11 protein-coding genes and 1 pseudogene are annotated in these 13,024 nt (G+C 70.7%); 7 read left to right on the forward strand and 5 right to left on the reverse strand.

Annotation, left to right across the window (positions count from 1 at the left end; all coding sequences use genetic code 11):
• The first annotated feature begins 23 nt into the window (after positions 1-23).
• Positions 24-1,967, forward strand: a complete 1,944-nt coding sequence (locus OG943_RS30780) for a propionyl-CoA synthetase (RefSeq protein WP_328604416.1) — start codon at positions 24-26, stop codon at positions 1,965-1,967.
• A 23-nt stretch (positions 1,968-1,990) separates the two neighbouring features.
• Here the strand turns inward: OG943_RS30780 and OG943_RS30785 are convergent, their stop codons facing one another.
• Complete coding sequence (locus OG943_RS30785) at positions 1,991-2,557, reverse strand: TetR/AcrR family transcriptional regulator (RefSeq protein WP_328604417.1); 567 nt, start codon at positions 2,555-2,557, stop codon at positions 1,991-1,993.
• A gap of 76 nt (positions 2,558-2,633) precedes the next feature.
• Here OG943_RS30785 and OG943_RS30790 point away from each other — a divergent pair, with 76 nt between their 5' ends.
• Positions 2,634-3,554, forward strand: a complete 921-nt coding sequence (locus OG943_RS30790; protein WP_328604418.1) for an NADP-dependent oxidoreductase — start codon at positions 2,634-2,636, stop codon at positions 3,552-3,554.
• 143 nt (positions 3,555-3,697) lie between these two features.
• On the forward strand, positions 3,698-5,290 hold the full coding sequence (locus OG943_RS30795) for a beta-N-acetylhexosaminidase (RefSeq protein ID WP_328604419.1): 1,593 nt from the start codon (positions 3,698-3,700) through the stop codon (positions 5,288-5,290).
• Positions 5,291-5,343: 53 nt separating this feature from the next.
• Here the strand turns inward: OG943_RS30795 and OG943_RS30800 are convergent.
• From OG943_RS30800 to exaC, 3 genes and pseudogenes are all read right to left on the reverse strand, one after another.
• Positions 5,344-5,889, reverse strand: a pseudogene (locus tag OG943_RS30800) (MOSC domain-containing protein); the annotation flags it as partial.
• A 95-nt stretch (positions 5,890-5,984) separates the two neighbouring features.
• Positions 5,985-6,359 (reverse strand): DUF779 domain-containing protein, encoded by a 375-nt coding sequence (locus tag OG943_RS30805; RefSeq protein ID WP_328604420.1) that lies wholly within the window; start codon positions 6,357-6,359, stop codon positions 5,985-5,987.
• On the reverse strand, positions 6,359-7,882 hold the full coding sequence (exaC, locus tag OG943_RS30810) for an acetaldehyde dehydrogenase ExaC (protein WP_328604421.1): 1,524 nt from the start codon (positions 7,880-7,882) through the stop codon (positions 6,359-6,361). The genes OG943_RS30805 and exaC overlap by 1 nt, the downstream gene beginning before the upstream one ends.
• Positions 7,883-7,987: 105 nt before the next feature.
• Here exaC and OG943_RS30815 point away from each other — a divergent pair, with 105 nt between their 5' ends.
• The gene (locus tag OG943_RS30815; RefSeq protein WP_328604422.1) at positions 7,988-9,460 is read left to right on the forward strand and encodes a helix-turn-helix domain-containing protein; all 1,473 of its coding nucleotides are present in this window, start codon (positions 7,988-7,990) and stop codon (positions 9,458-9,460) included.
• 7 nt (positions 9,461-9,467) lie between these two features.
• Here OG943_RS30815 and OG943_RS30820 read toward each other — a convergent pair whose 3' ends face one another.
• A complete protein-coding gene (locus OG943_RS30820) occupies positions 9,468-10,376 on the reverse strand; it encodes an NAD-dependent epimerase/dehydratase family protein (RefSeq protein ID WP_328604423.1) in 909 nt (302 codons plus the stop codon).
• 151 nt (positions 10,377-10,527) lie between these two features.
• Here OG943_RS30820 and OG943_RS30825 point away from each other — a divergent pair, with 151 nt between their 5' ends.
• The 3 genes from OG943_RS30825 (at position 10,528) to OG943_RS30835 (ending at position 12,890) form a co-directional block, all read left to right on the forward strand.
• Positions 10,528-11,436: a HEAT repeat domain-containing protein gene (locus tag OG943_RS30825; RefSeq protein WP_328604424.1), complete on the forward strand. Its 909-nt coding sequence runs from the start codon at positions 10,528-10,530 to the stop codon at positions 11,434-11,436.
• A 108-nt stretch (positions 11,437-11,544) separates the two neighbouring features.
• Positions 11,545-12,330 carry an SGNH/GDSL hydrolase family protein gene (locus tag OG943_RS30830; protein ID WP_328604425.1) on the forward strand — a complete coding sequence of 262 codons (786 nt, stop codon included), beginning with the start codon at positions 11,545-11,547 and terminating at the stop codon, positions 12,328-12,330.
• On the forward strand, positions 12,327-12,890 hold the full coding sequence (locus tag OG943_RS30835) for a TetR/AcrR family transcriptional regulator (protein ID WP_328604426.1): 564 nt from the start codon (positions 12,327-12,329) through the stop codon (positions 12,888-12,890). Before OG943_RS30830 ends, OG943_RS30835 begins: the two co-directional genes overlap by 4 nt.
• The last annotated feature ends 134 nt before the right edge of the window (positions 12,891-13,024 follow it).

Genomic DNA, 13,024 nt, shown 5'->3' on the forward strand with positions numbered 1-13,024 from the left:
GGGTCCATTCGCCACGACCAGCGGTGAAACCTGCGTCACGCTGCCGACGGGGCCATGATTGGAGCAGATCCGCCGACGAGGAGAGACCGAGCATGGGCGCTTACTCCGAGACCTACCGGCGCAGCCTGGCCGACCCCGAGGGTTTCTGGCTCGACGCGGCCAGGGCGATCGATTGGACGAGGCCGCCGACGCGGGCGCTGGACGCCTCCGCCGAGCCCTTCTACCGGTGGTTTCCCGACGGTGAGCTGAACACCGCGTACAACGCGCTCGACCGGCACGCCGACGGCGGCCGCGGCGCGCAGCCCGCGCTGATCTGGGATTCACCCGTCACCGGGCAGAAGCGGCGCTACACCTACAGCGAGCTGCGCGACGAGGTGGCGGTGTTCGCGGGCGCGCTCGCCTCGCTCGGTGTGACGCGCGGCGACCGCGTGATCCTCTACCTGCCGATGATCCCGGAGGCGGTGATCGCGATGCTCGCCTGCGCACGCATCGGCGCCGTGCACTCCGTCGTCTTCGGGGGCTTCGCGCCGAAGGAGCTGGCCGCGCGCATCGAGGACGCGAAGCCGAAGCTCGTGATCGCCGCTTCGTGCGGCATCGAGCCGACGCGCGTCGTCGAGTACAAGCCGATCATCGACGCCGCGCTCGCGATCACCGAGCACCAGCCCGAGCACGTCGTGGTGCTGCAGCGCGAGCAGGCGGGCGCCGAGCTGTCCGGCACCGACCTGGATTGGGACGACCTGGTCGAGAGCGCCCAGCCCGTGGACCCGGTGCCGGTGAAGGCGACGGATCCGCTGTACATCCTCTACACGTCCGGCACCACGGGAAAGCCGAAGGGCGTGGTGCGCGACGCGGGCGGCCACGCCGTCGCGCTGGCCTGGTCGATGGGCGCGCTCTACGACGTCCACGCCGGCGACGTGTGGTGGACGGCGTCCGACGTCGGCTGGGTCGTCGGGCACTCATACATCGTGTACGCGCCACTGCTGGTCGGGGCGACAACGGTGCTCTACGAAGGAAAACCGGTCGGCACGCCGGACGCGGGCGCGTTCTGGCGGGTGATCTCCGAGCACGGCGTCCAGGCGCTGTTCACCGCGCCCACGGCGTTGCGCGCGGTGAAGAAGCTCGACCCGGACGCGGCGGAGCTGAAGAAGTACGACCTGACGGAGTTCCGCGCGCTTTTCCTCGCGGGCGAGCGGCTCGATCCGGAGACCTACCACTGGGCCCACGACATCCTCGGCACGCCGGTGCTCGACCACTGGTGGCAGACCGAAACCGGCTGGCCGATCGCCGCGAACCCGCGCGGCCTGGAGCCGATGCCCGTGAAGCCCGGCTCGGCGACGAAGCCCGTGCCCGGCTGGGATGTCCACGTCCTCGACCAGGACGGCGCGGACCTGCCCGCCGGCCAAGAGGGCGCCATCACGCTGAAACTGCCGCTGCCACCCGGCTCCCTGACCACCCTGTGGGGCGCCGACGAGCGTTACCGCGAGGGCTACCTGTCCCGCTATCCCGGCCACTACCTGACCGGCGACTCCGGTTACCTGGACGAGGACGGCTACCTCTTTGTCATGGGCCGCACGGACGACGTCATCAACGTGGCCGGCCACCGCCTGTCGACGGGCTCGATGGAGGCCGTGCTGGCTTCGCATCCGGCGGTCGCAGAGTGCGCGGTGATCGGCGTGGCCGACCAGTTGAAGGGGCAGGTGCCGCGGGGTTTCGTGGTGCTGAAGGCGAGGGTGGACATCTCGGAGGAGCAGCTGCGGGAGGAACTGGTCGCCTTGGTCCGCCGGGATATCGGTCCGGTGGCGGCGTTCCGGGAGGTGTCGGTCGTCGAGGCGCTGCCGAAGACCCGGTCGGGGAAGATCCTGCGGAAGACGATGCGGGGTATCGCGGACGGGCGGGAGGAGCCGGTTCCGTCGACCATCGAGGATCCGGCGGTGCTGGACGCGCTGCGGGCCGTTCTGCGCGGTTGATTTCTCAGCGCGGCCCGGTTCAGTCAGCAGAGGGCAACGGCTGCTTGTACTTCGCCGAGTGCTTGCCGTGCGACCGCGCCGAAGTCGTCGTCGGCCGTGTCGAGCCAGCGGTCGAAGGCGATCTTCGAGGCGAGCCCGCCCAGCTCCGCGGCCGCGCGCGAGGTCAGGTCGGGAACGCCGCGGCGCTTGAGCGCTTCGATCATCGCCGTGGTGAGGCCGAGCCCCTTCAACGCTTCGCGTTCCTGTAGTTCCGGGTTGACGGCGATCACCGCCCGCCTCCTGGCGGTGAATTCGCGACGGGCGGCGGTGAAGACCTCCCGGCCGAGCGCGTCCATGGCATGCGCCACCGCTTCGAGCGGGGTGGCTTCGGCCGGCGCCGCGGCGATCCCTTCGGCCAGCAGCCCGGCCACGGCGTTCCCGCCGAAGAGCACCTCCCGCTTGTCCGGGAAGTGGCGGAAGAACGTGCTCTTCGTCAGCCCGGCGCGCTCCGCGATCTCGATCACCGTCGTGTCCTCGTAACCCCGCTCCGCGAACAGTTCGAGGGCGGCGACAGCGAGTCGCCCTGGTGCGTCGGGTAACCAGCGGGCCATGAGACCAGTGTACGGGACTTGGTCCCGTAACTTGTGTATGGTGACAGGACCAAGTCTCATCACTAGGAGGTTCCCCATGAGTCGAGCGGTGGTCTACGAGAAGTTCGGTGGTCCCGAAGTGCTGGAGCTGCGGGAGGTTCCGGAGCCGCACGCCGGTCCGGGCGAGGTCCGGATCCGGGTGGCGGCGGCCGGGCTGAATCCGATGGACTGGGTTCTGGCCTCGCAGCCCGAGGCGGCGGCGCGGTTCGGGATCACCGTGCCGTCCGGTTTCGGATACGACCTCGCCGGCGTGGTGGACGAGGTCGGCGACGGCGCCACGGGTTTTGCCGTGGGCGACCGGGTCCTCGGTGGCGCGCTGGGCCGGGCCGTCGCCGATTTCGTGGTGGTCAAGACGCCCGCCGAGGGGTTCTGGCCCACGCCCGACGGCATCAGCAACGAGGTGGCGTCCACACTTCCCGTAGCCGGCATGACCGCCGCCGCCGCGCTGGCGGCGATCGACCTGCAGTCCGGTGACACCGTCCTGATCGGCGGCGCCGCGGGCGGTGTCGGCGTGTTCGCCATGCAGCTCGCGAAAATCGCCGGCGCCCGGGTGATCGGGACCGCCTCGGAAGGCACGTTCGAGTTCCTGCGCCAGTTCGGCGCCGAGCCCGTGGCCTATGGCCCCGGACTGGCCGACCGGGTACGGGCACTGGCGCCCGGCGGCGTGACCGCGGCAACCGACCTGTTCGGCACCGAAACCGCCGAGGCCGCGCTCGCCCTCGGTGTCCCGCCCGAGCGGATCTCCACCATCGCCGCCGGACCCAACGCGCCCGGCGGCGTGCGCGCGACCGGCGGCTTCGACGCGGACCCGGCCGCCATGAAGCACATCACCGACGCGATCCTCACCGGCGATCTCACCGTGCCGATCGCCGCGATCTTCCCCGTCGAGCAGGTCCGCGAGGCCGTGGAGCTGCAGGCCGGACGCCACGTCCACGGCAAGATCCTGATCACGCTGTGAGTCAGCGCGCAGAGAAACCGATGTGCGACGGCCGGAGCCGTTAACCACCAGCCGGTCCCCACCAGCCGTTTGGGCGTTGTCCCCACCACTCCAATGGTCTATACCTCTTACTGTCCGCTTTCTCCCCCCAACGGAGGTAGCCCGTGAGGAAGACCCTGTCCAGGGCCGTGCTCGGCGTGACCGTTCTGAGCCTCGCGGCGCTCGGGCTTCCCGCGCTGGCCGGGTCCGCCGCCGCGGTGCCCGCGCCGCGGGACGTCGAGCGCAGCGTCACCGACATCGTGCCGGTGCCCGTGGAGGCCAAGGCCGACCCGAAGGCGAACTTCACACTGACGCCGCTCACCGTGATCCGCGCGGGGCAGGGGGCGGGTGACGTCGCCGGTTACCTGCGCGGGCTGCTGCGGACCGCGACCGGTTACCCGCTGCCCGTGGTGCCGCGCTCGGCCGGGCTGCCCGCCATCTCGCTGGAGGTCGGCCACGCCGACCCGCGCGTGGGCGCCGAGGGCTACCAGCTGGACGTCGCGAAGTCCGGGGTCACGCTCAAGGCCAACACCGCCGCCGGGCTGTTCGAAGGCGTGCAGTCGGTGCGGCAGCTGCTGCCGTCCACGATCGACGCGAAGTCCGTGCAGTTCCGCGCCAGCTGGACGGTCTCGGGCGGCAGCGTGCTGGACTACCCGCGCTTCGGCTACCGGGGCGCGATGCTCGACGTCGCGCGGCACTTCTTCACGCCGTCGCAAGTGAAGCTGTACATCGACCAGATCGCGCAGTACAAGATCAACACCCTGCACCTGCACCTGGCCGACGACCAGGGCTGGCGCATCGAGATCAAGAGCTGGCCGCGGCTGGCGACCGAGGGCGGCAAGGGCGCGGTGAACGGCGACCCGGGCGGCTACTACACGCAGGCGGAGTACAAGGACATCGTCGCGTACGCCGCTTCGCGCCACATCACGATCGTCCCGGAGATCGACATGCCGGGGCACACCAACGCGGCGCAGGCCACGTACGCGGAGCTGAACTGCGACGGCATCGCGGTGCCGCCGCGCACCGACACCGAGGTGGGCTACAGCTCGCTGTGCATCAGCTCGCCCACGACGTACAAGTTCGTCGAGGACGTGATCCGCGAGCTGGCCGCCATCACGCCCGGCAAGTACCTCGGCATCGGCGGCGACGAAGCGCACTCCACCTCCGACGCCGACTACAAGACCTTCTACCAGAAGGTGAGCCCGCTCGTCGCCAAGTACGGCAAGCTGATCACCGGCTGGCACGAGATCTCGAAGACCCAGCCGCCGGCCTCGGCCATCCCGCAGTACTGGGACCAGGGCGGCGCGAACGCCGACGTCGCGGCCGCCGCCGCGCGTGGCAACAAGATCCTGATGTCGCCGTCGAACCACGCGTACCTCGACATGAAGTACAACGCGCAGACGCCGCTCGGCCAGGACTGGGCCGGCCTCGTCGAGGTCAAGGACGCCTACAACTGGGATCCTGCCACCCTCGTGGACGGCGTCGGCGAAAGCTCCGTCGCCGGCGTCGAGGCTCCACTGTGGACGGAGACCCTCCGCACCAGCGACAACCTCGAGTACATGGCCTTCCCGCGGCTGCCGGGCATCGCGGAGATCGGCTGGTCGCCGCAGGCCTCCCACAACTGGGACACCTACCGCGAGCGGCTGGCGAAGCAGGCCCCGCGCTGGCAGGCGCAGGGCATCGACTTCTACCGCTCCCCGCAGGTCGACTGGAAGTGAACTCGTGAGTGTTTATGACGGTTCTAACCGTCATAAACACTCACGAGTCAGCCCGCGATGACGTGGACCTCGCTGATCGTCGGGGCGTCCGCGGCGGTCTCCACGACGGTGAGCGCACCGCTGGTCGGCACGGTCCCGGGCCGCAGCACCCGCAGGTACCAGCCGCAGCGGCCGGAGTCGATCATGCCCGGCACCACGTCCTTGCGCCCGGTCCGCATGGCCAGCTTGAAACACGGCTGCCGCGGCTGGGAGACCTGCAACCGCGCGTCGCCCCACGCCCAGACGTCGCCGATCCGCACGGTCGTCTCGTCCGCGCCCGACACGGTGAGGTTCTCGCCGAAGTGACCGAGCTCGACGTCGAAGCCGTCGGCCACCCACGCGTCGTAGTGCGCGGACGGGTAGACGTAAACCGCCTTGTCGACCCCGCCGTGCACGGTGAGGTCGGCCTGCTCGTCGCCGTCGAGGTTGAGCTGCGTGAGCGTGAGTTCCGGCGCGGTCACCGGGTCCTTCACGATGGCGCTGAGGATCGGCTGGTCGCGACGGTGGCCGAGCACGCTGGGGCGGCCGACGAAGACGCCGGCGAGTCGGAGGTCGGTCATGCCCCGGAAGCTAACACGTCTCGTGAGGTCTTGGGCGGGGGTCCGTCAAGGCCTCCTTACCCGCGTGGGACGCGGGTAAGGAGGCCTTGACGGCACTAGCCGTTCAGCTCCGCCGACTCCGCGTCGCTGAACAACCGCGAGCGGATCAGGAAGCGCACGCCTTCGGGAGCCTCCAGGGAGAACCCGCTGCCGCGCCCGGTGACGACGTCGATCGTCAGGTGCGTGTGCTTCCAGTACTCGAACTGCGGACCGGACATCCACACCGGCACGGCGTCGATGCCGTCGACCGCCAGGTCGCCCAGGTGCACGTCCCGCTGGCCGATCTTGAACTCGCCGAGCGGGTAGCACATCGGGGCGCTGCCGTCGCAGCACCCGCCGGACTGGTGGAACATCACCGGGCCGTGGACGGCCACCAGCTTGCGCAGGAGGTCGCCCGCGGACTCGGTGAGGTCCACCCGCCGGGTGCCCATCAGAAGAACCCGAGCGCCTGGTCCGAGTAGGAGACCAGCATGTTCTTCGTCTGCTGGTAGTGGTCCAGCATCATCTTGTGGTTCTCGCGGCCGATGCCCGAGGCCTTGTACCCGCCGAACGCGGCGTGCGCCGGGTACGCGTGGTAGTTGTTCACCCACACGCGACCGGCCTGGATGTCGCGGCCGGCACGGTAGGCGGTGTTGCCGTCCCGCGACCAGACGCCGGCGCCGAGGCCGTACAGGGTGTCGTTGGCGATCTTCATCGCGTCGGCGTAGTCGTCGAACTTCGCCACGGACACGACCGGGCCGAAGATCTCCTCCTGGAAGATCCGCATCTTGTTGTCGCCCTCGAACACCGTCGGCTGCACGTAGTAGCCGCCGCTGAACTCGCCGCCGACGTCCGCCTTTTCGCCACCGGTGAGGATCTTCGCGCCCTCCTGCTTGCCGATGTCGATGTAGGACATGATCTTTTCGTACTGGTCGTTCGACGCCTGGGCACCGACCTGCGTGTCGGTGTCGAGCGGGTTGCCCTGCTTGATCTTCTTGACGCGCTCCACGGCGTCGCCGAGGAACGAGTCGTAGATGCCGGTCTGGATCAGCGCGCGCGAAGGACACGTGCAGACTTCGCCCTGGTTGAGCGCGAAGAGCGTGAAGCCCTCCTGCGCCTTGTCGTAGAAGGCGTCGTTCGCGGCGGCGACGTCGTCGAAGAAGATGTTCGGGCTCTTGCCACCCAGCTCCACCGTCACCGGGATGATGTTTTCGCTGGCGTACTGGAGAATCAGCCGTCCGGTGGTGGTTTCACCGGTGAACGCGACCTTGCGCACGCGGTTGCTCGACGCGAGCGGCTTGCCCGCCTCGACGCCGAAGCCGTTGACGATGTTCAGCACACCGGGCGGGATCAGGTCGCCGATGAGCGACATCAGCAGGTGGATCGACGCCGGCGTCTGCTCGGCCGGCTTGAGCACGATCGCGTTGCCCGCGGCCAGTGCGGGCGCGAGCTTCCAGACCGCCATCAGGATCGGGAAGTTCCACGGGATGATCTGCCCGACCACGCCGAGCGGCTCGTGGAAGTGGTACGCGACGGTGTTCTCGTCGATCTGCGAGATGCCACCTTCCTGCGCGCGCAGGGCGCCGGCGAAGTAGCGGAAGTGGTCGATGGCGAGCGGGATGTCGGCGGCGAGCGTCTCGCGCACCGGCTTGCCGTTCTCCCACGCCTCGGCGACCGCGATCTTCTCGAGGTTCTGCTCCATCCGGTCCGCGATCTTGAGCAGGATGCCCGAACGCGCTTCCACGGACGTGCGACCCCACGCCGGCGCGGCGCCCTCCGCCGCGTCGAGGGCCCGGTCGATGTCGGCCGCGGTTCCGCGCGCGATCTCGGTGAACGTCTTGCCGGTGATCGGGGTGGGGTTTTCGAAGTACTGCCCACTGGCCGGGGCGACGTATTCGCCGCCGATGTAGTGGTCGTAGCGGGTTTCGTAGTCGACGACACTGCCGTCGGTATTCGGTGCGGCGTAAACGGCCATCTTTCCTGCCTCGTTGCCGGGAGTGACGGACAGCCGCGAACGTTAGGCCGGGCTACGTTGCACGGACGTTGCGCGGCTGTGAGCTGGGTCTCTAGGCTGGGAGGCGTGGCGGAGCTGCCCGAGCCGGAATTGCTGCGCGATCCGGAGTCGTACGCGCGGCTGCTCAAACACGTCCGCGAGGCCGTGCTGTCCGGTGTCCCGGCCCCGCGTTCGCCGCGCTCCGTCGTTTCCGATTCCTGGCAGCGTTCCCTGGCCGCGCACGTCGACCCGGACTCGGGTGAGGCCCCGCTGGTGTACGAGCCGGCCGAGATGACCGATCTGCGCGAAGAACACCCCCTCGCGCCGGTGCTGCCGTTGCTGCGCCAGACCTTGGTGAGCATCGCCGACGACGCCGAGCACATGATGATCGTGACCGACGCCGAGGGCCTGATCCTCTGGCGCGAAGGCGCTTCCGGCGTCCTGCTGCGCGCGGACCGCGTGGCGCTCACGGAGGGCACGCGCTGGAGCGAGGAGGCGATCGGCACCAACGCGATGGGCACCACGCTGGCGACCGGTGAGCCGGTGCAGATCTACTCGGCCGAGCACCTGGTCCGCCGCTATCACGCGTGGACCTGCGCGGCGGCGCCCGTGCGGGACCCGGAGACCGGGATGCTGCTGGGGTCGATCGACGTCAGCGGGCCGCTGCGCACCGTGCACCCGGCGATGCTCGCGCTGGTCACCGCCACGGCCCAGCTCGCGGAGGGCCAGCTGCGCGCTCACCTGGCGGTGCGCGACGAGAAGGTGCGGCGCACGAACATGCGTCATCTGGACGCGTTGCGAGGCCGTCCCGGCGCGCTGCTTTCGGCGGGCGGGCGGGTGCTGGCCGCGGAGTCCTGCACCCTTCCGTCCACTGTGGAGGTACGCCGCGGCGGCGGCACGGTGACGCTGCCGGACGGCCGCATCGCCGTCGTCGACCCCCTCGACGACGGTTTCCTGCTGCGCCTGGCCACCTCCGGCCCGGCCCACCGCCGCCGGCTGCGGCTGGAATTCCTCACCGACGGCGCCGGATCGACCACTGTGGACGGTCGCGAGGTCCCGTTCACGCTGCGGCACGCGGAAATCCTCACCCTGCTCGCACTGCACCCGCGCGGGTTGTCCGCGGAGCGCCTGGCCCTGCAGCTCTACGGCGAGAACGGCAACCCGGTCACCGTCCGCGCGGAGATCCACCGCCTGCGCACGCAGCTCGGCACGGGCGTCGTGCAGACCCGCCCGTACCGGCTGGCCGCCGACGTCGACGCAGATTTCCTACGCATCCGCGCGGCGCTGCGGCGCGGCGCGGCGGCCGACGCCGTCGAGGCCTTCCACGGCCCGCTCCTGTCGGAATCGGAGGCCCCGGCGATCCTCGAGGAACGCGAGGCCCTGACCGCCCAGGTCCGCCAGCTGGCCCTGAACAGCCCGGACCCGGCCGTGCTGTGGTCGTTCTGGGAGACCTCCTGCGGCGCGGACGACCGGGAGATCCTGGAAGCCCTGTGCGCCCGCCTCCCCGCCGACGACCCGCGCCTGGCCGCGGCGCGGACGCACCGGAACCGGCTGCGCTGAGTCGAAATCAGGCCTTCACGGTCTCGCGGATGGCCTCGTCGACCGAGCGGGGCACCGGCGGTTCCACGAACAGCTCACGCAGGAGCAGGCCGTCCAGGTGCTCGGCGGTGAGCCCGAGCTGGGTGCCGTTCCACCCGTTCACGAGGCCGCGGAGGCGGAGCATCGCCTTGACGACAACGGCGGGGATCGTGCGCACCGGGCGAGGACGGCCCGCCGCGCCGGCCAACCGCGTGAACATCTCCTTCCAGCGCAGGTTTTCCTCCACCACGGGAATGTCGGCGCCCGACGCGCCCTCCAGCGCCTCGACGGTCACGATGCCGACGCCGCTCGCGCTCGTCGCCGCGCTGCCGCCCACGGGCGCGAACAGCGGCGACGACGACCGGACCCACTTCACCAGCGGCACGGACCATTCCGGCACCCGCCCGGGCGCGACCCCGAACACGAACGGCACCTCGATGACCGCCACCGGCAGGTCCGGGCCCGCCGCCTCGCGCCCGAGCCGCGCCTGCTCGTTGCGGCTGTGCACGTACGGATGCTTCGCGGCCAGCCCCCACTCCGGGTGCACGCGGTCGAAGTACGTGTAATACGACGCCAGCACCGCGGCCCGCGTACAGCCCGCCGCACGGGCCGCGCTCAGCAGCGCCACCACCGGCGCGACGTTGCCCGCGTGCAGCCGTGGCGCGACCGGCCCCTTGCCCACCGCACGGTCGTCCATACCGCCCGCGAACACGACGCCGTCGTGGCCCGCGAGCAGCTCGCGCAGGTCTTCGTCGGAGACTGTCGTGACGTCGAGGACATGGTCGACGCCTTCACGGGGCGTACGCGCCACCGTGGTCGCCTCGTGCCCGCGCAACCGCAGCTGCTCCAGCACGTGGTGCCCCAGCAGCCCGCTTCCGCCTACCACCAAGATCTTCATGCCGGTGATCCTTCCGGACACCCGGCCGGTCCGGTGTTCCGGGACCAGTCCCGCAACCCGGCGTTTACCATTGCCGTCCACTGTGTTCCCACCGTCTGGAGGTGCGATGGCCCGCTGGGGGCAACGCCGGCGACAGCGCCGCGTCCGGAACGTGACCGCGGCCGTCGTCGGATTCGGCAGCAGGCCGCCGACGCGGGGCGAGCAGAGCGCGCAGGAACTGCGGGCCGACGACGGCAGCCTGACGCCCACGGAGATCGCCGGCCACCTGCGTGAGATCGCCGCGTGGATGCAGGCATTCGCCGAGAAGACGGCCCGCCGGGCCCGGGCCATCGAAACCCAGTACGGCCACCATTTCCGCACCGCCAGCCTGATCTACGGCGAGTACTACACGCCGTACCTCGACTATTTGGCCGCGCCGAAGAAGATCACCGCGGCCAACTCGGTGCGCCGGAACGCTCTCGCACTGGCGGCCGTGTACGACCGCGTGGCCCGGAAGCCGCCGCGGGGACGTCGTCCGGACCTGGCGCAGTGCTACGAGCACAAGGACACGCCCAGGTTGCTCGCGGCGCTCGGTGACCGCGATCCCGGCGCCCGGCTGCAGGCCGTTCGTTTTCTGGGCCGGTTGCAGGCGACCGGCGCCGTGGATCCGTTGCTGGGCCTGCTCGATGACCCCGCAGCCGCCGAGGAGGCCGCGAGGGCGCTGGGCCGGATCGGTGACGCCCGGGCGGTGGACCCGCTGATCGGCTTCGTCCGCCGGAATCCCGATCTGAAGGAAGCCGCCACGGCCGTGGTCGCGCTCGGGGAGCTCGGCGACCCGCGGGCGGTCGGCTTCTTGCTGGAGTGCCTGGACGAGCGCCGCAACCGCGGCCTGATCGGCAACCTCGCGGCGCACGCGCTGGCGAAGATCGGCGACCCGCGGGCCGTGGCGCCGATGCGCGAGGTCCTGGCCCGCCGCCGGGCCGAAACGGCCGAGTCCGACGTCGGCAAACGTTTGCGCGACCTCGACTGCCGGCTCATCGAGGAGGCGATCAACACCCTCACCGGCGCACGCGACAGCTGACCCGGACCCGGACCCGGGCCCCTACGGGACGCAGGCCACGTAGACACCGTCTACACAAGTTTGATAGACAGTGTCCACAAGGTGAACCAGGGGTTACGGAGATTCGACATGGGCTTCCAGAGATTCGTCGCCGTCGGCGACAGCTGCGCCGAGGGGCTCGACGACCCGTACCCCGACCACAGCCAGTACCGCGGCTGGGCCGACTTCGTCGCCGGCCGGCTCGCCCGCCACGAGCCCGGGTTCCGCTACGCCAACCTCGCCGTGCGCGGACGGCGCCTCGACCAGATCACCGCCGAGCAGCTGCCCACCGCCGAGCGGCTCGAGCCCGACCTGGTCGCGCTGTTCGGCGGCGGCAACGACGTGATGAGCCGCGGCTGGGACGCGCGCACGGTCGCCCGCCGCGTCGACGCCGCCATCCGCCACTGCACCCGCATCGCGCCCACCGTCGTCACGTTCACCCTCAGCGACATCTCCCACCGCATGCCGCTCGGCGCCCGCATGCGCCCCCGCGTCACCGCGCTCAACGACGCCATCCGCGAGGCCTCCGTCAGCTACGGCGCCAAGCTCGTGGACCTGTGGCCCGACCAGGCCGCGCACGACGCCCGCTACTTCGGCCCGGACCGCCTGCACCTGTCCGAGACCGGCCACCTCCGCGTCGCCGGCCACGTGCTCACCAGTCTCGGCATCGGCCACGACGGTGGCTGGCTCCGCCCACTGCCCGGGGTGCCGGCGCGGTCGAGCGTCCGCGCCGACCTGCTCTGGTTGTGCCGGGAGGTGCTGCCGGTCGGCGTCACGCGGCTGCGCAACCGCCTCACCGGGCGCTCCCCCGGCGACGGGTTCCTGCCCAAGCGCCCCGATCTGCTGCCCGTGGCCTTCAGCGAGGCGCAGCTGTGAGACAGCGGCTGATCAGCACCGCCACCGCCCTGCTCACCGACGCCGGCGTGGAAGCGGTGACGCTGCGCGGCATCGCGAAGGCGGCCGGCGTCTCCCACGGCGCGCCACTCCGGCACTTCTCCGGACGCGCCGAGCTGCTGTCCGTCGTCGCGACGCGGGGCTTCACCCAGCTACTCGACCGCGGTTCCCATCTCCCCGACGGCACGCCGCGAGAGCGCCTCACAGCCGCCTGCCACGCGTACGTCGACTTCGCGCTGAGCAACCCGGCGATGTTCGAGCTGATGTTCCGCCGCGACCTGACCGACCCGGGCGAGCCCGGCCTGGCCAGCGCGAGCAGCATCGTCTTCGACTTCTTCGCCAAGCTGGTCCACGAAGACCGCGAAGCAGCGAAGGACGGGCGCCTCCGCGAAGGAACCGACTCGCGGCTGGTCGCGGCTTCGCTCTGGGCGGCGTTGCACGGGCTGGCGCAACTGTGGCTGTGGGGCGGGCTGGCCGGGGCGAGCTTCGCGCCTTCGCCGGAATCAGCTCTCGCCGTGACGCTGGACGCGTACTTGGGCTGACGCTCGGCGAAGAGCGGCCAGGGTTCCTCCCCAGGCCCTGGACGCGCTCTCCGCCGAGCAACGGGAATGGGTGACCATTCGCTGGAAGACGTTATCCGGGCGGGGCGCCCGCCGAATCCCACTGAAGCCGCAGA

The sequence above is a fragment of the Amycolatopsis sp. NBC_00345 genome (assembly GCF_036116635.1).
GTDB lineage: Bacteria > Actinomycetota > Actinomycetes > Mycobacteriales > Pseudonocardiaceae > Amycolatopsis.